Below are 18,693 nucleotides of genomic sequence, written 5' to 3'. Positions count from 1 at the left end.
TCCATTCCTTATCTCCCGTGGTGAATCACTTGCCACTTTGATGTTTTCCGCCCGCCTTGCGGGCTATTGGCATATTTAGAGGTCTGGCCGTGACGGTGTATCTGCCCATCGCAGAGTTGTCGGTGAACATTCTGATCATTCTCGGCATGGGCGCGGCCGTCGGCTTCCTGTCCGGCATGTTCGGCGTCGGCGGCGGATTCCTCATCACGCCGCTCCTGATCTTCTACAATATCCCGCCCGTCGTCGCGGTCGCCACCGGTGCCAACCAGGTCGTCGCCTCCTCGATCTCCGGCGCCATCACCCATTTCCGCCGCGGCACGATCGATATCAAGCTGGGAACAGTGCTGCTCTGCGGCGGTCTGGCGGGGGCGACAGTCGGTATCTGGATCTTTTCGCTGCTGCGCCGCATCGGCCAACTCGACCTGGTGATTTCGCTCGCCTACGTGCTTTTGCTTGGAACCGTCGGCACGCTGATGCTGTGGGAGAGTATCATTGCGCTACGCCGTGCGTCGAAAAACGAGGCTGTGACGCTGCGCAGGCCGGGGCAGCACAACTGGATTCACGGACTGCCGCTGAAGATGCGGTTCAAAAAATCGAAGATCTACCTGAGCGTCATTCCGGTCGTCACGCTCGGCTTCTGCATCGGCATCCTGACATCGGTGATGGGGGTCGGCGGCGGCTTCATCATGGTGCCGGCGATGATTTATCTGCTGCGCATCCCGACCAATGTCGTTGTCGGAACCTCGCTGTTCCAGATTATCTTCGTGTCGGCCTATACGGTCATCGTCCAGGCGTCGGCCAACTACACCGTCGATATCGTGCTTGCCTTCGTTTTGATGATCGCCGGCGTCATCGGCGCACAATACGGCGTGCGGGTCGGCCAGCGACTGCGCGGCGAGCAGTTGCGGGCGCTTCTGGCCTTGCTGGTTCTGGCCGTCGGTATCCGTCTTGCCGTCGAGCTGGTGATCCCGCCGAAGGAGATCTATTCGGTCGTATCCGCGGGGCTCGGCTTCTGATGCGGGCTGGTCTGGCGCTTCTGTTCTGTGGTCTCCTGTTTGCAGCGCCGTTTGCCGCGCAGGCGGAGCCAATCGACTTCACCGAAAAGCTCGATATCGGCATCTCGACCGACGAGATCGCCATCACCTCCGATTTCCGTGGCGCCGACCTGACGATCTTCGGCGCCATTGACGGGGCCGACCCCGGGCTTCTGGTGCAGGGCAAATACAATATTGTCGTGGCGCTGGAAGGACCGAAGGAAAATACCACGGTGCGCAAGAAGGAGCGCATCTTCGGCATCTGGATCAACACCCATTCGATGACCTTCGAGAAGGTGCCGGAATCCTATTCCTTGTCGAGCACACGCGATATCGAGACGATAGCGCCGCCCGGCGACATGAACAATATGGGCATCGGCGTCGATCATATGCCGCTGACGCCGATCGGTTTTATCGGCGACGGCAGCAACCTCACCGAATTTCGCGACGCGTTCCGGCGGCTGCGGGAAACCACCGGCGTCTACCAGCGCGACCCCGGCGGTGTGCAGTTCATCAGTTCCAGCCTGTTCAAGGCCTCGCTGCGCCTGCCGGCCGACGTGCCGAACGGATCGCATATCGTGCGCGCCTATCTGTTTCGCTCCGGCGTTTTTGTTGCTGCCAAGGCGCTGGAGCTGCGGGTCGTCAAGACCGGGCTAGAACAGGCGATCACCGCGGCCGCGCATCGACAGCCGTTCCTGTACGGTCTGGTGGCCGTGCTTCTGGCCGTCATCACCGGCTGGCTGGCAAGTATCGTCTTCCGCAGGGACTGACCGGATCCCGTCTTTGCCTCGTCGCCAAAACAGGCTATTTGCGATCGAAACATCAGGAGACTGAGCCATGAAGCCGATTTTCGTCCAGCTGCAATGCGCGCCCGGCAAGACCTACGAGGTCGCCGACGTGATCTACAAGAAGGAGATCGTCTCCGAAATGTATTCGACCAGCGGCGACTATGACCTTCTGATCAAGGTCTATGTCGATGAAGAACAGGACATCGGCAAATTCATCAACGACAACATCGCCACGGTGCCGGGCATCAACCGGTCATTGACGACATTGACGTTCAACGCGTTCTAGAGCCGTTTTCGACCTCGTAGGTGAGGATTGCCGCGCCGCCTGCCGTCGTCGTGGAAGTTGCGAGTTTCAAGGCCGTCTTGTCGCGGCCGGGCTTGAAGAACGGTGTGCCCCGGCCAAGAAGCACGGGCACGACGCAGAGCATAATCTCGTCAACGAGGCCGGCCTTAAGCAGGCTGTCGCAGAGTTCGCTGCTGCCGAAAATGCGAATCGGCTTGGTGGCCGTCTGCTTCAGGCGGCGTATATCCCCAATGATATCGGCGGTGACCGTGGTGTTGTTCCAATCGCTGGTCGTGATGGTGTGCGAGGCGACGAGTTTCGGCAGGCCGTTCATGAAGGCCTTGACCTCGTCATCCTCGTCCGTCGTCGTCCAGTAGGCCTTCATTCCCTCATAGGTGATGCGGCCGAAGACGAGCAGTTCGGTCGTCTCGCCAAACTGCTTCGAAAGCGCAGCGAGTTCCGGCCCCCAGGCGCGCCCGTGAAATTCCAGATCCCATTTTTCCTCACCTTCGAAAAAGCCGTCCAGTGTTACGAGGTTCCAGATGCACAGTTTGGCCACGGTCATTCTCCCAAAGCCGGGTTTAATTTGAAACTGGTCCTACAGTGAGTAATCTGATTGCAAACTGCAATCTGTTTTTGACTGGTTGTTTGGCTTCGGCCAAAGGCGGACTCAGGGCGGCGCTTTCGACCGGAAGACTGCCTTCTCCTCGGGTGGCAGCTTTTCGGTCGCCATTCGCATAGCAGTTGCAGAAAGACGGCCCCGGTTTTCGGTGAGGAAGGTTTTCAGTTTGTCCCGGTCGGCCTCGCCAGCGGTGCGGACCCATGAGCCGATCGCCTTTTGCACCATATCGTGCGGGTCGGCCGCCAGCAGGGCGCAGATGGAAAACGTGTCATGCAGGTCAGCCTTGCGGATGAAGTAGTAGGTCGCGACGATCGCGGTGCGACGCCGCCACGGATCGGAGGAAGCAGCAAGGTCGTAGAGCGGGTCTCTGGGCTTGTCGTCGAGATATTGCCCGACGACGTAGGGTGCGGCGCGATCCACCAGATCCCAGTTGTTCAGTCGGTCGTGCCGGGCGAGATAGAGTTCGTAGAGCGCGGCCAAGGGGTTGGCAGGCTTCTTCTGGCGCGCCTGGAAATCCAGGATCGCGGCGGCGGCCATCCTTACCTCGTAGAAGGGGCTGTCAAGCAACCGGCTGATCTCGGGCAAGGACAGGGCGGCATGCGCCTTAGCAATGGGAAAGACCTTGCCTATGCCGACACCGAGCACCTGCGTTTCGCCAAGCCCGTCATGGAAAAAGCGGGCGACATCGGCGATTGCATTGTCGGAGCGGATGGCCCGCAACGCTGCTTCCAGGCTGTCGGCTGTCATGCTGCTCATCGCCGCCTCCTCCCGCCAGTATTTGCGGGCCGGTTGCAGCCATTTTGCCAAGGTCGATGCCGGGCGGCAAGATGCCGTCCCCGCTCCATCTATCCCAGCAGATTGGCGAACCGCACCGAATAGATCCGGTCCCGCCCCAGCATGTGCGCCACGAGGCTCTGGTGGTCGAAGAGGCCGCGCATGGCTTGGTGGCGCAGGTCCAGACCGCCGGTCGTGACGCCAAAGGCGGGCATGATCAGGCGGCGGCCATCGGTCGCGAAGCAGGCGCGACGCATGTATTTTTCGCGGCGGCGGACCGTGGCGGAGGGATGAAGGTGGCCGGCGATTTCGCCGGCTGCAGCGTTGAGCGCCGGTTCGTGACGGAAGATCAGGCCTGAATGGTTCAGTTCATCCATGGAAGAACCGGGCAGGGCAACGGTGCCGTCGGGATCGTGGTTACCGTTGATCCAGATCCATTCGCGGCCGCGCGCCATGGTCTCGATCATGCCGCGAAACAGCTCGGGCATCAAAGCCGAGCCGACGCGATCGTGAAAATTGTCACCGAGGCTGATCACGGTTTTCGGATTGTGCCGCGAGATCACCGCATCGAGAATGCGCAGCGTCGCCAGCGTGTCATAGGGCGGCAGCATCATGCCGCGGCGGGCAAAGGCCGAACCCTTTTCCAGATGCAGGTCGGAGACGACGAGAATATCGAGATCAGGCAGATAGAGGCCGCCGAGCGGATCGCAGACGCCGATGACACCGTTGACGACGATGCGGGCCGACAATGCCGGATTGTCCGGAAGAGCAGAAATGGCATGGGCGATGCGGTGCATAGGGTTTCCGGCGCGGCGTTGTTTTTCAGTATCTGATCAAGTTTATGGCGATGCCGTGGCCACAACATCGGCAAACAGTTCGTCGGCGGCTTCGGCGAGCAGAAAATCCTGCGCCTCGCCACCGACCGGAACCTTGCCGATTTCGAGCATCACCGGAACGGCCAATGGTGAAATGCGGTCGAGTGGACGGTGGGTGATATGGCCCTTGATTCGAGACAGCATATCGCCAAGCCGCTCGATTTCCAAAAGCCCGGTGGATGCGTCGTTGCGGGTGGCCTCCAGCAGGATGTGATCCGGCTCATGGCTGCGCAGGACGTCGTAGATGAGGTCGGCGGAGACCGTCACCTGGCGGCCGCTCTTTTCCTTGCCGGGATGGCGCTGGTCGATCAGGCCGGCGATGACGGCACAGTTGCGGAACGTGCGTTTGAGCAGGAAGCTTTCGTTCAGCCAGGCTTCGAGATCGTCGCCCAGCATATCCTCGTCGAACAGGTCGGCAAGCCGCGGCCGGCCGGACGTGAAGGCATTGCCGAGATCCTCCAGCCCCCAGACGGCCAGCGAATAATCGGTGGCGACGAAGCCGAGCGGCTTCAGCCCGGCCCGGTCGAGCCGGCGGGTGAGCAGCATGCCGAGCGTCTGATGCGCAAGCCGTCCCTCGAAGGCGTAGATCACCATGTAATGCCGGCTGCCGCGCGGAAACGTTTCGATCAGCAGCTCGTTCTCCTTCGGCAGCATCGAAAGGTCTTTTTGCAGGGACAGCCAGTCGCGCACCTGGTCGGGCAGGGTCACATGGCGTGTTGGATCGGCGAGCATCTTGCGGACCTGCTGGGCGAGATAGGTCGACAGCGGAAACTTGCCGCCGGCATAGGAGGGCACCTTCGGGTCGAGCTTGAAACCCTGGCTGACCAGGCACTCGCTTTCGCGGATGCCCTCGAAGCGCAGCACCTTGCCGGAAAACAGGAAGGTATCGCCGGGCGACAGCATCTCGATGAAATATTCCTCGACCTTGCCGAGCGACATGCCGCCGCGTCCGAGCGCGCCTCGAGAGTTGCGTTTGACCATGCGCACATTGAGCATTGGCGATTCGATGATGGTGCCGACATTGAGCCTGTATTGCTGGGCAATCACCGGATTGGACACGCGCCAAAGGCCTTCCGGCGTCTTGCGGATCTTGGCGTAGCGCTCGTAGGCGCGAAGCGCATAACCGCCTGTGGCGACGAAATCGACGATGCGTTCGAAGGTCTCCCAGGTGAGATAGGCGTAAGGTGCCGCGCTGGTGATTTCGGCATAGAGCGCCAGGGGATCGAAGGGGGCGGCGCAGGCCATGCCGAGCACGTGCTGGGCCAGCACGTCGAGTGCGCCCTTGCCGACCGGGGGCGTGTCCTGGGCGCCGATATAATTGGCGTCGAGCGCCGCCTGGCACTCCATCACCTCGAAACGGTTGGCGGGCACCAGGATGGCGCGGCTCGGTTCGTCCATGCGGTGATTGGCGCGACCGATGCGCTGGGCCAGACGCGATGCGCCCTTCGGCGCGCCGACATGAATGACCATGTCGACATCGCCCCAGTCGATGCCAAGATCGAGCGTCGAGGTAGCGACGACGGCGCGCAATTTGTTTTCCGACATCGCCGCCTCGACCTTGCGGCGCTGGCCGACATCGAGCGAACCATGGTGCAGCGCGATCGGCAGGTTGTCGTCGTTGATGGTCCAGAGCTCCTGGAAGATCCGCTCGGCCTGGCTGCGGGTGTTGACGAACAGCAGCGTGGTCCTGGTTTCGCCGATCGCCTTGTAGATGTCACCGATGGCATAGGCTGCCGAATGCCCGGCCCACGGCACGCTCTCTTCGGTGGAGAGGATGGAAATTTCCGGCCGGGCGCCGCCGGTGACGGTGATCAACCCGGCATGATTGTTTTCGCCGAGTCTCTGGGGGCTAAGCCAGCGCTGCAGGTCCATCGGATCGGCGACGGTGGCCGATAGGCCGATTGCCTGCATGGTTGGCGCCAGCTGGCGCAGGCGGGCAAGACCGAGCGATAGAAGATGGCCGCGCTTGGAGGTGACCAGTGAGTGCAGTTCGTCGAGCACCACATATTTCAGGTCCTTGAAGAAGCGCTCCGCCTCGCCATTGGCAAGCAACAGCGCCACCTGTTCCGGCGTGGTCAGAAGAATATCCGGCGGATTGAGCTTCTGGCGCTGGCGTTTGGCGGCCGGCGTATCGCCGGTGCGGTTTTCGATGCGAACCGGCAGGCCCATGTCGCCGACGGGTTTCATCAGGTTGCGCTCGATGTCGACGGCGAGCGCCTTCAAGGGCGAGATGTAAAGCGTGTGGATGCCGGTAAAGGCAGAACCCGGCGGGATTTTTCCGCGCCCGGTCAGCGACACGAGAGACGGCAGGAAGCCTGCCAGCGTCTTGCCGGCGCCGGTCGGCGCGATGAGCAGCATGCTTTCGCCGCCCTGGACGCGGGAAAGAAGCTCCAGCTGATGCGCACGCGGCTGCCAGCCCTTTTGCGCGAACCAGCGCAGGAAAGGCGGGGGCAGGAGCATTTGCGTCTCCGCGCGCAGGATGGAATCGATCTGGTTCACGCGAACAAATGTAGATCAAACGGCGGGGAATTGAAGAGCGCGGTTTCCGATAGGGGGCCTTTGTGCAAGCCGAGAGGATTTTCGCGCGGCAATCTTCGGTCCGCGAGGGAACATTACCGCTCGTCCGGCGTTTGGACACTTGCGCCAAAATCGAAGAGGCCGGTCGAAAAAGGAGAGGGGCATGCCTTCGTCAGCACCTGGTGAAACCATCATTCCGCCCGATGAACATATCCTGACAATGCAAGAGGCGCTTGAGGCGCTCTACCTAAGGCTGGAGCTGGAAGTGGAAACCAAGTTGGTGGAAGCAGCCGTCCATGCCGGTTGGTCCCCCTATGATGCATTGAACGCAATCGATCATCTGAAAAAAGAGTGATGGCTACGCCGCCGGGGCTGGAATGTCAGCGTCGCGGTTTTGCCGTTCACGACTGCGGCGTAAACACCGGGCATGGCGCGGCAATGCCGCGTAGTCTGTGTTCGCCGAGCGGGGTCAACGGATGCGTGGTTTCGGCCGCAAAGGCACCGGAGACCAATACCGTCTGGTCGAGCGGCCGGCACAAGCCTTGCAACCGGCTGACCAGGTTGACCGCGGGGCCGATCGCGGTGAAATCCAGCCGGTCAGCGGTGCCGATATTGCCCCAGAGCATTTCGCCGAGATGCAGCGCCATGCCAAACGACAGGGGCGGCGCCCCTTGCGCGGCGCGGACGTGGTGGAGGTGGTCCATTCCGGCGCGTGCAGCGGCAACCGCGCGCAGAGCCGCATCGCACGCGCCAGCCGCGTCACGTTCTCCGATCGGGAAAATCGCCAGCACGCCGTCGCCGATGAATTTGAGCACCTCGCCGCCGAAGGCGTGGACGGCGCCGGCGACACGGTCGAACCAGGCGTCGAGGGCGGCGATCACATCTTTCGCCTCGATTGATTCCGACAATTCGGTGAAGCTGCGCAGGTCGGCAAAAAGCAGCGCCGCCCGGATTGTCTCCCCGGGTTCGCGGCGCAAGCGGCCGGCCAGAACCTGCGCAGCGCTACGCCGACCGAGATAGGTCGTCAGCAGCGCCGCCAGTGTCGAGCGCGCGGCGAGCAGGGCCAGGGGGGCGACGGCAAAGCGCGCGACTTCACGCAGCAGTTCGGATTCGGCCTCGCTGAACGGCCGGCTCGCCGTCCAGGCAAGCATCGCCCCATCGGACGGGCCGCCGGCGAAATCCTCCTGGACGCCACCGGTGCCGAGCCCGGTCAGCCAATCGCGGGCGATATTGGTTGGTTGGGGATGGGCATGTCCGGGATCCAGAGGCCCGGCCAGCCCCAGCGCCTCGATCACCCTTCCGGTATCCGCACGCCAGAGCCAGATGCGCCGCTCGATGACGGGGTGGGGCGCGGCCTGGGTAAGCGCGCCGCCGGTCAGCGGCACACCGTCGGCGGCAAGCCGCGCAGCAAGCGCCGTCAGGAAGGCATTGCCGTCCGGCACGTCGATCGCCTTGTCGACCAGGAAGGAAAGAGCGGACGGCAGTCGCATGGCTGGCATCATGCCCCGGTGTCAGGCGCCTGTCACGAGATTTTGTTTCTTGCGCGGCGCTGTAGCACTCTAAATTTGCTGCATGATTTTTCCTTAAATCGATTCCGATCTAGGGTGTTATGCAGTAGATTGCGCCTGTTGGAATGCCGTTATATCCAGAGCTGGAAGGACATCCCGATGACGGAAACACTTCGCAGTGAGATCGAGGTCGCGGCCCCGCAGGCTACGGTCTTTGCTTTCCTCACCGATCCCGAGAAGATTCTGCGATGGGTCGGTACCAAGGCGACGATCGAGCCGCACCCCGGCGGCATATACCTGCTCGCCATGAGCGACACGCAAACGGCCCGCGGACAGTTCACCGAGGTGATTCCGGTGCATCGCCTGGCCTATAGCTTCGGCTGGGAAGGGAACGAGACCGTACCGCCCGGCTCCGGCCTGATCGAGATCGACCTCGTGGAGAAAGACGGCGGCACGCTGGTGCGGCTCACCCATGGCGGCCTGCCCAATGAGCAAGAGCGCGCCAAACACCAAAAGGGCTGGGACCACTATATGCGGCGGCTGGCCACCGCTGCGGCCGGCGGCGATCCCGGGCCGGACAGCATGCACGAATAGCGGCCTGAACCCGATCGTGCAGTTGCGCCGGCTGCCCGGTATTGACTACGGGTTGTCGCCTCCGGCCGGCGTGAGGTGGGTCAGCACGCATCGCCAGCCGCTCCCATCGCGGCGATAGACATCGGTGATCCATTCGTCGGCCGAGATCGGTTTGCCCCGGAACATGCCGGTGTTCTGCCCGCGCCCGGTGACCGTGGCAACGTCGCCGAGAAGATGGACGTGATGGGTCGTCTTGGTCATGGTGTCGTGTCTCAAAAGACCGGATTCGATCGCCGCAAGAACCGCCTGCGCGGGAACCGGGCCACGTTGCGGCGTCACCAGCACCCAGTCTGGCGTGATGCAGGCGGCGATCCGGACGGGGTCGTTGGATATCATCGCCGCGTTGAAGGCGCTCTCGGCGGCTTGGAGCGTCTCCATTTCCAAAATGCTCACGCCGACGCTCCCTCGTTCCAGCGCCGCTGCATCTCTTCCGGGGAGACCTGTTCGATGGTCTGCGACAGCATCCAGCGATGGCCGTAGGGATCGAGCACCTGCGCCACGCGCTCGCCGAAGCTTTGATCGGTCGCAGGGCGTAGCAGCGTCGCTCCGGCGGCGAGAGCCTGTGCCACGGCGGCATCGGTTGACCCGGTGGCCACGTGGAAGGTGACGGGCGATCCGCCGATGGTGTCCGGCGACAGGGCGCCGAAGTCCGGATATTCATCCGCAAGCATCATCAGCGTCTCGCCAAACCGCAGTTCGGCATGCCCGACGCGCCCGTCGGAGGGATCGGTCATGCGGAAGATTTCTTCGGCGCCGAAGGCCTGCTTGTAGAACTCGATGGCTTGCGCTGCGTTTTTGACGACGAAATAGGCACTGACTTTCCGGGCAGAACTCGACATCGACACTCCTCCTTGACTGGCTCGTATATTAACGTTACGTATCGTAATGATATGAGTCAAGATACAAACGCACCACTGAAGAAACGAGGGCGTCCGCCAAGCGCGGCCGCGCAACGGCGCGCGCTTGAGGCTGCCCATGATATCCTGATGGCTGAAGGCTTTGGCCGTCTGACGATCGAAGCCGTCGCCGCACGGTCCGGTGTCGGCAAACCGACGATTTATCGAAGCTGGGCCAACGCGCAGGAGCTGGCGATGGCCGCGCTCACAGTCAGCCCGCTGCCGGAAGCGGAGGCGGAAGGCGCCACCGCGCAGGCCGCGCTTGGCATGCAGATGCGTGGGCTAGTCACCGCCTTTGCCAGCACGCGCGGGCGCCAGATCACCATGGCGCTGGCCGCAGCCGACCCGGAAAGTGAATTCACCAAGGCATTCCGCAATCAGGTAATCCTGTCGAGCCGCAACGCCGGCCGGGCTATCCTGGAGCAGGCGATTGCCCGGGGAGAAATCACGCGGCCGCCTGATCTGGAGACGCTGCTCGACATGATCTACGGGCCGGTTTTCTTCCGGTTGCTGGTCGGGCATCGCCCGGTTTCGCCGGAATTCGGCGATGCGGTCGTTGCGACCGCCTTGCGGGCTGTCGCTCTTTAAGGATCGCAGCGGCCTGGCGTTCCTCACATCGCGATATAGCGGTCCTTGCGGTGGTTCATCGCCAGCGTGACATTCATCACCACGGCGCCCGCGATCGAGCAGGCGATGATGAAGGGGCTGGCAAGGAAAAACGAGCAGGCGACGATGGCGCCGTCGAAGCCGAGCTGGATCAGCCCGGCACGCCAGCCGAAACGATCCTGCAGGTAGAGCGCCAGAATGCCGACGCCGCCGAGGCTGGCGCGGTGGCGAAAGAGGGCGAGCAGGCCGGCACCGACAACAAGGCCGCCGAACAGCGCGCCGATCAGCGGATCGACATGGGTGATCCCGAGCGCGCGGGGCAGAACTTCGGACATGGCCGATGTCAGGGCGACGGCGATGAAGGTCTTGACCGTAAAGGCAAGACCCATGCGGCGGAAGGCGAGATAATAGAAGGGCAGGTTCACCGCGAAAAAGCAGGCGCCGAAGCTGAAGCCTGTCGCGTAGTGGACAAGAAAGGCGATGCCGGGCGTACCGCCGGTCAACAGCCCGGCGCTCGACAGAAGCGTGATGCCGAGCACGGCCAGCATGCTGCCGGAAATGACGCCCTGTGCATCATCGACAACCGAATGGCGCTCGGCGCTCGAATTCATCAATGCCGCAAAGGCAGATTTTGCTGGTGTTGCCATCATCGTCGCCGTCTCCCGTCGCCTGTGTCATGCCCTTCTATCTCCCGATTTTGCGAACGCAAGCCTTGTGATGAATTTCACCGCTTGACGTCGGGAATAATCATGGATACAAATTATCCACGATAGAAAGAGGAGGCAAGGCAATGAGGCTGGGTGAAGGGGTCGAGCAGGCTATCCATAGCGTTGCGATGCTGTCCGGCCTTTCGGACGGCGGCGTCTTGTCGGCCGCTGCGATCGCCGAGTTCCATGGCGTTTCGACCAGCTATCTGTTGAAACATCTGCAGTCGCTTTCCGGTGCCGGCATTCTCGATACCGTGCCGGGGCCGAAAGGCGGATACCGGCTGGCAAGACCCGCAGACAGGATCACGCTGCTTGACATCGTGCTAGCCGTCGAAGGTCCGGCACCGGCCTTCCGGTGCAATGAAATTCGCCAGCGGGGACCGAATCCTGTTGCCGACCATTTCTTTTCCAAGCCCTGCAATATCTCCGCCACGATGCTGAGGGCGGAGCGCGTCTACCGCGCTGAACTGGCCAAGACCACGGTTGCCGATCTCGGCGTGCAACTGGCCGAAATCGACGACGGATCAATCGCAGCCAGAGGCTGCGCCTTTCTTGAAATCCACGAACGCAAAACGGCTCGCTGAGCCCTCACAAAGGAGAAGACCATGCACCCGCGTCTCGATATGACAAAAGCATCTCCGGAAGCCTTCAAGGCCGTGTTGGCGCTTGAAAACTACGTGCAGAATTCCGGCCTTGAGCGCCGCTTCATCCACCTGATCAAGTTGCGCGCATCACAGATCAACGGCTGCGCTTATTGCGTCGATATGCATGTGAAGGAATCGCGTCATGACGGCCTGAGCGAACAGTGGATCAACATGATGTGCGTCTGGCGGGAATCGCCGGTTTACGACGCCCGCGAACGGGCGCTCCTCGGCTGGGTCGATGCGGTAACGAACATTGCCCAGACCGGCGCTCCGGACGACGCATTCGAAACACTGAAGGCGCATTTCTCAAGCGAGGAGATCGCCAAGATTACGGTTGCTATCGGCACGATCAACGTCTGGAACCGGATCGCCGTCAGCTTCCGGTCGCAGCATCCGATCGACAAGCCGGCCAAGGCTGCCTGAGCAGAAGAAAACGGCGGCGCGCTTCTGGAAAGGAGCGCGCCGCCGGAGAGCGGGATCGGGTTCGTTGCTTGTCCCGCTCTCACCACATGCTGACCATGGAAAGGTCGGGCGAGGGGCTGCCAGTGCTGCCCTTGCTTTGGCCGTCAGGCCCGTCGCCGAACCTGCGTGCCCCTCACCACCTTGCTTTGCTCGATCGTCTCCCCGCCTGAGAGACCGATGTCGTCACAAAGCGATGTAGCGGTCGGCGCGGTGGTTGATGGTCAAGAACAGGTTCAGCACGACAGCGCCGAGCACGGAATAGAACACGACCGGCGGCGTGGTGACGAAGAAGGCGGCGGCCAGCACGCAGAGATCGACGGCAAGCTGCACGAGCCCGGCGCGGATGCCGAAACGCTCCTGCATGTAGATGCCGAGAATGCCGACGCCGCCAAGGCTGGCGCGGTGACGATAGAGCGCCAGGACGCCGTAACCGAGCAGAAGACCGCCGAGCAGAGCCGCCCAGGCCGGATGGATGCTGGCGATCTGAAACACCTGTGTCTGGACGTTGGTCAAAAGCGAGGTGATAGCGATGGCGATGAAGGTCTTCACCGTGAAGGCCATACCGAGGCGCTTCCACGACAGGTAGAAGAACGGCAGATTAAGCAGGAAGAAGGCCAGTCCGAAATTGATGCCGAGCGCATAATGCAGCAGGAACGCGACACCGGCGGTACTGCCCGTCAACAGGCCTGCGCTGGCAAGCACATAAAGGCCCAGCGCCGCCACAAGGCTGCCGGAGAATATGCCCTGGACGTCCTCGACCGGCGTGTGGCGCGTTGCGCTGGTGTTCAAGAAGCCAAGGGCATTGACGATGCTCATGTCGCGATCTCCGAAGACGGCCAGATAGACGCGCCCGGGCGGACCCGAACGGCGATGACAGGAATGAATGAAGGTGCAGGTGCACCGGCAGTCATTCGACCGCGGCACCTGTGTGCAGTGCAGCAATTATCGGGAATCTGCCTGTCGCGATCAAGCGAAATATGTAAGCAATGCTGACCTATTTCAACTTCGCAAGAAAACTGCGCTCACACCGATTTACGCGTAAGGAACAGAATGCCATTGACCGGTTTGCCGCCATCATTGCGAATGACGGTTTTGCTGGTTGCCAGGATCGCGAGCCCAAAGCGGTTGCAGAGGCCTTGAATGTAGGTTTCCGAATGGGCGTAGCGCAGCGACGGCCGCAAAACGAAATCGCCTTTTGCATCCGCATCCTCGACCGAAAAGGCAAACAGGCCCTTGCTGCTCAAGAGCCTTGAGGCAATGACGAAGACGCTGTCGAGATTGCCGAGATACATCAGCACATCGGCGGCGCTGACGAGATCGGCCCGGTGTTGCGGCATGCCGGCCAACAGCCCGGATGTCTCCGGCGGCAGCGAAAGATCGGCCTGCGCCAAGTGATCGTAAAGGCCCTTGTCCTCTGCCTTTGCCAGCATGTTGGCGGAAAGGTCGAAACCTTCCAGGCGGTCCGCCTTTTCGCGGATGCGTTCGCCGAACAGGCCGGTGCCGCAGCCGAGATCGATCACATCGGCAAAACGCATATCCCCCGTGTACGCTGAAATAAGCGCTTCCAGCTTTTCTGGAACGGTGTAGCTGAGCTTTTCGACAAGCGCCTTGTCGAAGCGGTCGGCATAGTCGTCGAACAGCTGCGCGACATAGAGGCTCGACGGCTGATCTGGTGTCCCGCAGCCGCCAAGCAGGGCAAGTTTCAGGCCGGCGCCGAAGATATCCTCCGGATTGAGTTCGAGAACTTTTCGCAAGGCTTCGACGGCCGCCTCTTTGCGGCCGGATTTTTCCTCATAACCGGCAAGGCGGAACCAGCCGGCTGCCCAGTCAGGCACAAGCTCCAGCGCCTGGGTCATCAGGTCGGCGGCTTGCGCATGATCGCCGCTGTCGGCGAGCATGTGCGCATATTCGGCGCGACGGTCGGCAATGAGGTCGCCGGAGGAAAGCTGGTTGAGGGTCATGGTTCTGCGCCTCGATTTTGTGCCGTCTAGGCTTCACGCGCTTGTCGCGTGCAAGTGTAGAAATGGCAAGCGATGATTTGACGTCAAGGCCATCGCGATTGTTCGCGGCTTGCAGCAGGGCTCTTGGCGGCCTATGTGAGGAAAAACAGGAGAATCATGGGCCATGGCCGATGGAGTGAACAGATTTTTGGGTGACACGCCCGGCCGGGTGGCGATCAAGCTTCTGGTCGTGTCGGTGATCGTCGGTTTCGTCATGGCCGTTTTCGGCTGGACGCCCTATGGCATCCTCTACACCGCCAGGGATTTCATTCTCGATCTTTGGCATTCCGGCTTTGCGGCCCTTGGCCGGGTCGGCGACTATCTGCTGCTGGGTGCTGCCGTCGTGATCCCGATCTTCATCATCCTGCGTATCCTGAGCTACCGGCGGTAACATGCACGATCAGAACTTCCTTGCCTCCCGGCGCACGATCCTGCGGGCGGGCGCACTTTTTTCGCTCGGCCTGCTCGCCAGCTGCGGTACGCCCAAGGTTACGCCAAGTGGCGACGGCAGCGACCAGACGGATGCCACGCTCGGCTATGTCAACGATCTGAGAAAAGAAAAGGGGCTGAAACCCCTGGTGCGCGATCCGGCAGCGGCACAGGCAGCGCTGTCTCAGGCCGGCCGGATGGCCAAGGCCGGCAAGATGTCGCACCTGATCGGCATCGGCGACAGCTTCCTTGCCCGCATGAAGGGCGGCAGCGTGGCGTTGCCGGCGGCGGAAAACATTGCCATGGGACAGGACAGCGCCGAAAAGGCTTATGCCGCCTGGTTCCATTCGCCCAAGCATCTGGAGAACATGCTGGGCCCGAACTATAGCGGCCTCGGTGTCGCGGTGATGCGGAATCCGGCTTCCGGAAACCGGCCTTATTGGGCCATGGTGCTTTCGACCGCCTGATCTGATTCTGAAGTTTCGCGGCTGGCCTTGAGGACAAATCATGACGGCAGTGCAGACGACCGATATCGGCGAAAACGTCCACGGGGCGGGCCCGTTTCTCGTTACCAACCGGCTGATTCTGTCGATCGCCTTGCCGATGACGCTGGGGTTCCTGACGACGCCGCTGCTCGGCCTTGTCGATACCGCCGTCATCGGCCATCTCGGCCAGGCGACGCTTCTGGCCGGACTAGCGGTCGGCGCAATCCTGTTTGACCTGGTCTTCACCACGTTCAACTTCCTGCGCTCGGCCACCACCGGGCTGGTGGCGCAGGCGTTCGGGCGCGGCGACAAGGCGGAGGAGCAGGCGGTCTTCTGGCGGTCGCTGACCATCGCCGTGGTCTGCGGCATCGTCATGCTTGTGCTGTCGCCGCTGCTTTTGTCCGCCGGTCTCTGGCTTCTGGCGCCGGCGCCTGAGATCGAGAGTGTGACACGGACCTACTTCCAGTACCGCATCCTCGCATGCCCCGCATCGCTTGCCAATTATGCCATCCTCGGTTTCGTGCTTGGGCGCGGGCAGGGCACGACGGGGCTGCTGTTGCAGACGCTGATCAACGGCATCAACATCGTGCTTTGCATCGTCCTCGGGCTCTATCTCGGCTGGGGCGTGATGGGGGTGGCGCTGGCGACGGTCACCGGCGAAGCTGTCGGCGCGCTCGTCGGGTTTGCGATCGTTTATGCCCGTTTCGACCGGACTTTTGCGCCGAGCTGGACAACGATCTTTTCCACCGAGCGCCTGAAGCCGCTGTTCGGGCTCAACCGCGACATCATGATCCGCTCTTTCGTGTTGCTCGCGGCCTTCATGCTGATGACGCGCATCGGCACGTCGTTCGGGCCGGTGACGCTGGCGGCCAATGCGGTGCTGATGACGATCTTCCTGGTGGCCGGCTACTATCTCGACGGGCTTGCCAATGCCGCCGAGCAACTGACCGGCCGGGCGATCGGAGCCGGGTTCCGTCCGGCCTTCGACCGGGCTTTGAAGATGACGGCGACCTGGTCCTTTGCGCTGGCCGGCTTGACCACCATCGCTTTCCTTTTCTTCGGAAACCGGCTGATCGACCTGCTGACCACGGCGGCCGATGTGCGCAGCGAGGCCTATGTCTACATGCCCTGGGCTGCGATCACGGCGGTGACCGGCGCGCTCGCTTTCCTGATGGACGGCGTGTTCATCGGCGCCACCTGGTCACGCGACATGCGCAACATGATGCTGCTCGCCTTTATCGGCTATGGGGCAGCACTCTTTCTCCTCGTGCCGGCCTTCGGCAATCACGGCCTGTGGGCCGCGCTCAACCTGTTTTTGCTGTTTCGCGGTCTCTTTCTGATGGTGCTGGTGCCACGCCGTTCGGCTCAGACGTTTTTACCGGCCCAGTAATCCGTCCGGCTGCCGCGGATGTCGCTGATCGACGTCAGCTTCTCGCGGTCGCAGAGTGCGGACAGGCCGCGCACGATCTTGCCCGGCAGCGCGGGGCCTTCATAGACCATGCAGGAATAGAGCTGGACGAGATCGGCGCCGGCGCGGATCTTTTCCGCTGCTGTCTCGGCAGACGAGACGCCGCCGACGCCGATGATCGGCAGATCGGGGCCGACGCGCTTGCGCATCTTGGCCAGCACGATGGTGGATTTTTCAAACAGTGGCTTGCCGGAAAGGCCGCCGCTTTCCCTGGCCTGCCGCTGGTCCTTGAGGCCATCGCGCGACAGCGTCGTGTTGGAGACGATCAGGCCGTCGAGCGCGTGGGCGAGTGCCACAGCGGCGATATCGTCCATGCCTTCCTCGGTCAGATCCGGCGCGATCTTCAGGAACACCGGCACGCGGGCGCCAGCCTTTTTTGCTTCGTCATCACGGGAGGCAATAACGGCTAAGAGCAGTGCCGACAGACTTTCGCGCGCCTGCAGGTCGCGAAGGCCGGGCGTGTTCGGCGAGGAGATGTTGGCGGTGAAATAACGTGCGACGCCGTAGAAGGTGCGGATGCCGGTGACATAGTCGGCAATACGGTCGGCGCTATCCTTGTTGGCGCCGATATTGACGCCGATCATCGCCGAACGGTCGCAGGATTTCAGGCGCTGGAGCGCTGCCTGGTGACCTTCATTGTTGAAGCCGAGGCGGTTGATCACGGCCTCGTCCTCGACCAGCCGGAAGATGCGCGGCTTGTCGTTGCCGGCCTGCGGTTTGGGCGTCACGGTGCCGATTTCGGTAAAGCCGAAACCGAGCTTGAGCAGGGCTTCCGGCACCTCGGCATTCTTGTCGTAGCCGGCGGCAAGGCCGATCGGGTTGGCAAAGGAGAGGCCGGCGACCGTCTGTCTCAGGCGCGGATCGGCAGGGGCTGCGCAGGCGGGTAGGAGGCCGGTCTTCAGCCCCTTGATCGACAGGCCATGGGCCGCTTCCGGATCGAAAAGGAAAAGGCCGCGGCGGGCCAGCGACTGGAAGACATCGATCATCGGTCAAGCTCCGGAAAAATGTGGTTGCCATCGCTATCGAGCGGCAGCGGCTTTTCCCAAACCACGGCCGTCAAGGACAAAGGGGCGTAGAGATGCGGAAACAGGGCGCCACCGCGCGAGGTCTCGTAAATCAGCTTGTCGCCGAGCTTTCCGCCATCGACGGCGATCAATAGCAGGCCATCCTGCCCGGCAAAATGCCGTGCGGCGGTCTCTCTTGCCTGTTCGGCGGTCGAAAAATGGATGAAGCCATCGGTCAGATCGATGGCCGCGCCCTTGAATTCTCCGCTGTCGCGCGCATCCTGCCATAGAGTTGCCGGAACGATTTTATAAATAATGCTGCGCATGCCGCCGTTTCCTGAAAAGCCTGGACGATGTCCTTTGCGGGATTGCCGCAATCTTCTGCGAATGTCCACCGGCAAGCGGAGCTGGACCCGGATTTTTGGCGACCGCAGGACTTTTGTTGAGCAAGGAGAATGCAATGAACAGGATGCTAATGCCGGTCGTCACCCTTGGCGGCATGTTTGCAGCCTTTGCCGCCTTGGCGCAGGAGCCGGCGCCCGGCCGTTACGCCATGCAGAAAACCGACAGCGGCATTGCGCGGCTGGACACACAGACCGGCGAGGTCTCGCTCTGCCAGGAAAAGGACGGCGAGATCGTCTGCCGGATGGCGGCTGACGAGCGCACCGCTTTCGAGCTGGAACTCGATTTGCTGACCAAGCGGGTGGAAACCTTGGAAAAAGCCGCCGGAGAAGGGCAGACCGGGCTCAAACCGCGCCTTCCGACAAAGGAAGAGATTGACCAGACAATGAGCGTCATGGAAAGAATGATGCGCAGTTTCATGGGAATTGTGAAAGATCTGGAACGCGAGGAAAAGCCGCCGTCCGACAAGACGGAGGATGCGCCTCAAAAGACCTGACCGGATATTTACGGCACAGCGGACGAATTGGAGGATTTTTCCGCCGTGGCAGGCCTTCCG

At 62.0% G+C, this 18,693-nt stretch carries 24 protein-coding genes; 12 read left to right on the top strand and 12 right to left on the bottom strand.

Annotated features, from left to right (window positions below):
- Nucleotides 1–89: 89 nt before the first annotated feature.
- The 3 genes from AC1D17_RS13650 to AC1D17_RS13640 all read left to right on the top strand — a co-directional run bounded on the left by AC1D17_RS13650 (nucleotide 90) and on the right by AC1D17_RS13640 (nucleotide 2,108).
- Entirely contained in the window at nucleotides 90–1,016 is a 927-nt protein-coding gene (locus tag AC1D17_RS13650) for a sulfite exporter TauE/SafE family protein (protein ID WP_477565937.1), read from the top strand.
- Nucleotides 1,016–1,804, top strand: a complete 789-nt coding sequence (locus tag AC1D17_RS13645; protein WP_477565936.1) for a TIGR02186 family protein — start codon at nucleotides 1,016–1,018, stop codon at nucleotides 1,802–1,804. The genes AC1D17_RS13650 and AC1D17_RS13645 overlap by 1 nt, the downstream gene beginning before the upstream one ends.
- Before the next feature lie 67 nt (nucleotides 1,805–1,871).
- Nucleotides 1,872–2,108 carry an Lrp/AsnC ligand binding domain-containing protein gene (locus AC1D17_RS13640; protein WP_037104964.1) on the top strand — a complete coding sequence of 79 codons (237 nt, stop codon included), beginning with the start codon at nucleotides 1,872–1,874 and terminating at the stop codon, nucleotides 2,106–2,108.
- Here AC1D17_RS13640 and AC1D17_RS13635 read toward each other — a convergent pair.
- From AC1D17_RS13635 to AC1D17_RS13620, 4 genes are all read right to left on the bottom strand, one after another.
- Nucleotides 2,095–2,670: a dihydrofolate reductase family protein gene (locus tag AC1D17_RS13635; protein ID WP_477565935.1), complete on the bottom strand. Its 576-nt coding sequence runs from the start codon at nucleotides 2,668–2,670 to the stop codon at nucleotides 2,095–2,097. The genes AC1D17_RS13640 and AC1D17_RS13635 overlap by 14 nt on opposite strands.
- A gap of 105 nt (nucleotides 2,671–2,775) precedes the next feature.
- Nucleotides 2,776–3,483, bottom strand: coding sequence for a DNA alkylation repair protein (locus AC1D17_RS13630; protein WP_477565934.1), 708 nt, complete (start codon nucleotides 3,481–3,483; stop codon nucleotides 2,776–2,778).
- An 89-nt stretch (nucleotides 3,484–3,572) separates the two neighbouring features.
- The gene (gene pdeM, locus AC1D17_RS13625) at nucleotides 3,573–4,298 is read right to left on the bottom strand and encodes a ligase-associated DNA damage response endonuclease PdeM (protein WP_477565933.1); all 726 of its coding nucleotides are present in this window, start codon (nucleotides 4,296–4,298) and stop codon (nucleotides 3,573–3,575) included.
- A gap of 42 nt (nucleotides 4,299–4,340) precedes the next feature.
- Entirely contained in the window at nucleotides 4,341–6,836 is a 2,496-nt protein-coding gene (locus AC1D17_RS13620; RefSeq protein WP_477565932.1) for a ligase-associated DNA damage response DEXH box helicase, read from the bottom strand.
- A gap of 220 nt (nucleotides 6,837–7,056) precedes the next feature.
- On the opposite strand from AC1D17_RS13620, the gene AC1D17_RS13615 reads away from it, so the two are divergent.
- Nucleotides 7,057–7,248, top strand: coding sequence for a hypothetical protein (locus AC1D17_RS13615; protein WP_477565931.1), 192 nt, complete (start codon nucleotides 7,057–7,059; stop codon nucleotides 7,246–7,248).
- Nucleotides 7,249–7,294: 46 nt separating this feature from the next.
- Here AC1D17_RS13615 and AC1D17_RS13610 read toward each other — a convergent pair whose 3' ends face one another.
- Complete coding sequence (locus tag AC1D17_RS13610) at nucleotides 7,295–8,383, bottom strand: adenylate/guanylate cyclase domain-containing protein (protein ID WP_477565930.1); 1,089 nt, start codon at nucleotides 8,381–8,383, stop codon at nucleotides 7,295–7,297.
- 177 nt (nucleotides 8,384–8,560) lie between these two features.
- Here AC1D17_RS13610 and AC1D17_RS13605 point away from each other — a divergent pair, with 177 nt between their 5' ends.
- The gene (locus tag AC1D17_RS13605; RefSeq protein ID WP_477565929.1) at nucleotides 8,561–8,995 is read left to right on the top strand and encodes an SRPBCC family protein; all 435 of its coding nucleotides are present in this window, start codon (nucleotides 8,561–8,563) and stop codon (nucleotides 8,993–8,995) included.
- Between the two features lie 45 nt (nucleotides 8,996–9,040).
- Here AC1D17_RS13605 and AC1D17_RS13600 read toward each other — a convergent pair whose 3' ends face one another.
- A complete protein-coding gene (locus AC1D17_RS13600) occupies nucleotides 9,041–9,427 on the bottom strand; it encodes a nuclear transport factor 2 family protein (protein WP_477565928.1) in 387 nt (128 codons plus the stop codon).
- Nucleotides 9,424–9,873, bottom strand: coding sequence for a VOC family protein (locus AC1D17_RS13595; RefSeq protein WP_477565927.1), 450 nt, complete (start codon nucleotides 9,871–9,873; stop codon nucleotides 9,424–9,426). Before AC1D17_RS13595 ends, AC1D17_RS13600 begins: the two co-directional genes overlap by 4 nt.
- Before the next feature lie 51 nt (nucleotides 9,874–9,924).
- Here AC1D17_RS13595 and AC1D17_RS13590 point away from each other — a divergent pair, with 51 nt between their 5' ends.
- Nucleotides 9,925–10,518, top strand: a complete 594-nt coding sequence (locus AC1D17_RS13590; RefSeq protein ID WP_477565926.1) for a TetR/AcrR family transcriptional regulator — start codon at nucleotides 9,925–9,927, stop codon at nucleotides 10,516–10,518.
- Between the two features lie 23 nt (nucleotides 10,519–10,541).
- Here the strand turns inward: AC1D17_RS13590 and AC1D17_RS13585 are convergent, their stop codons facing one another.
- Nucleotides 10,542–11,183 carry a YitT family protein gene (locus tag AC1D17_RS13585; protein ID WP_477565925.1) on the bottom strand — a complete coding sequence of 214 codons (642 nt, stop codon included), beginning with the start codon at nucleotides 11,181–11,183 and terminating at the stop codon, nucleotides 10,542–10,544.
- 143 nt (nucleotides 11,184–11,326) lie between these two features.
- Here AC1D17_RS13585 and AC1D17_RS13580 point away from each other — a divergent pair, with 143 nt between their 5' ends.
- On the top strand, nucleotides 11,327–11,827 hold the full coding sequence (locus tag AC1D17_RS13580) for an RrF2 family transcriptional regulator (RefSeq protein WP_477565924.1): 501 nt from the start codon (nucleotides 11,327–11,329) through the stop codon (nucleotides 11,825–11,827).
- Between the two features lie 21 nt (nucleotides 11,828–11,848).
- The gene (locus AC1D17_RS13575) at nucleotides 11,849–12,310 is read left to right on the top strand and encodes a carboxymuconolactone decarboxylase family protein (RefSeq protein ID WP_477565923.1); all 462 of its coding nucleotides are present in this window, start codon (nucleotides 11,849–11,851) and stop codon (nucleotides 12,308–12,310) included.
- A 222-nt stretch (nucleotides 12,311–12,532) separates the two neighbouring features.
- Here the strand turns inward: AC1D17_RS13575 and AC1D17_RS13570 are convergent, their stop codons facing one another.
- Nucleotides 12,533–13,165, bottom strand: coding sequence for a YitT family protein (locus AC1D17_RS13570; protein WP_477565922.1), 633 nt, complete (start codon nucleotides 13,163–13,165; stop codon nucleotides 12,533–12,535).
- 206 nt (nucleotides 13,166–13,371) lie between these two features.
- A complete protein-coding gene (locus AC1D17_RS13565) occupies nucleotides 13,372–14,310 on the bottom strand; it encodes a class I SAM-dependent methyltransferase (RefSeq protein ID WP_477565921.1) in 939 nt (312 codons plus the stop codon).
- Nucleotides 14,311–14,473: 163 nt separating this feature from the next.
- On the opposite strand from AC1D17_RS13565, the gene AC1D17_RS13560 reads away from it, so the two are divergent.
- From AC1D17_RS13560 to AC1D17_RS13550, 3 genes are read left to right on the top strand one after another with little or no spacing between them, the layout of a single operon-like run.
- A complete protein-coding gene (locus tag AC1D17_RS13560; protein ID WP_477565920.1) occupies nucleotides 14,474–14,740 on the top strand; it encodes a DUF6460 domain-containing protein in 267 nt (88 codons plus the stop codon).
- A 1-nt stretch (nucleotide 14,741) separates the two neighbouring features.
- The gene (locus AC1D17_RS13555) at nucleotides 14,742–15,245 is read left to right on the top strand and encodes a CAP domain-containing protein (protein ID WP_477565919.1); all 504 of its coding nucleotides are present in this window, start codon (nucleotides 14,742–14,744) and stop codon (nucleotides 15,243–15,245) included.
- Between the two features lie 40 nt (nucleotides 15,246–15,285).
- Nucleotides 15,286–16,653, top strand: coding sequence for an MATE family efflux transporter (locus AC1D17_RS13550; protein WP_477565918.1), 1,368 nt, complete (start codon nucleotides 15,286–15,288; stop codon nucleotides 16,651–16,653).
- Here the strand turns inward: AC1D17_RS13550 and AC1D17_RS13545 are convergent.
- Nucleotides 16,629–17,717, bottom strand: a complete 1,089-nt coding sequence (locus tag AC1D17_RS13545) for a quinone-dependent dihydroorotate dehydrogenase (protein WP_477565917.1) — start codon at nucleotides 17,715–17,717, stop codon at nucleotides 16,629–16,631. The two genes, AC1D17_RS13550 and AC1D17_RS13545, sit on opposite strands and share 25 nt — an antisense overlap.
- A complete protein-coding gene (locus AC1D17_RS13540) occupies nucleotides 17,714–18,061 on the bottom strand; it encodes a DUF952 domain-containing protein (RefSeq protein WP_477565916.1) in 348 nt (115 codons plus the stop codon). Before AC1D17_RS13540 ends, AC1D17_RS13545 begins: the two co-directional genes overlap by 4 nt.
- Before the next feature lie 134 nt (nucleotides 18,062–18,195).
- Between AC1D17_RS13540 and AC1D17_RS13535 the strand changes: the two genes are divergently transcribed.
- On the top strand, nucleotides 18,196–18,633 hold the full coding sequence (locus AC1D17_RS13535; RefSeq protein ID WP_477565915.1) for a hypothetical protein: 438 nt from the start codon (nucleotides 18,196–18,198) through the stop codon (nucleotides 18,631–18,633).
- The last annotated feature ends 60 nt before the right edge of the window (nucleotides 18,634–18,693 follow it).

It is taken from the genome of Pararhizobium sp. P1_E7 (genome assembly GCF_056405855.1).
This window is presented reverse-complemented; position numbering and strand designations above follow the sequence as displayed.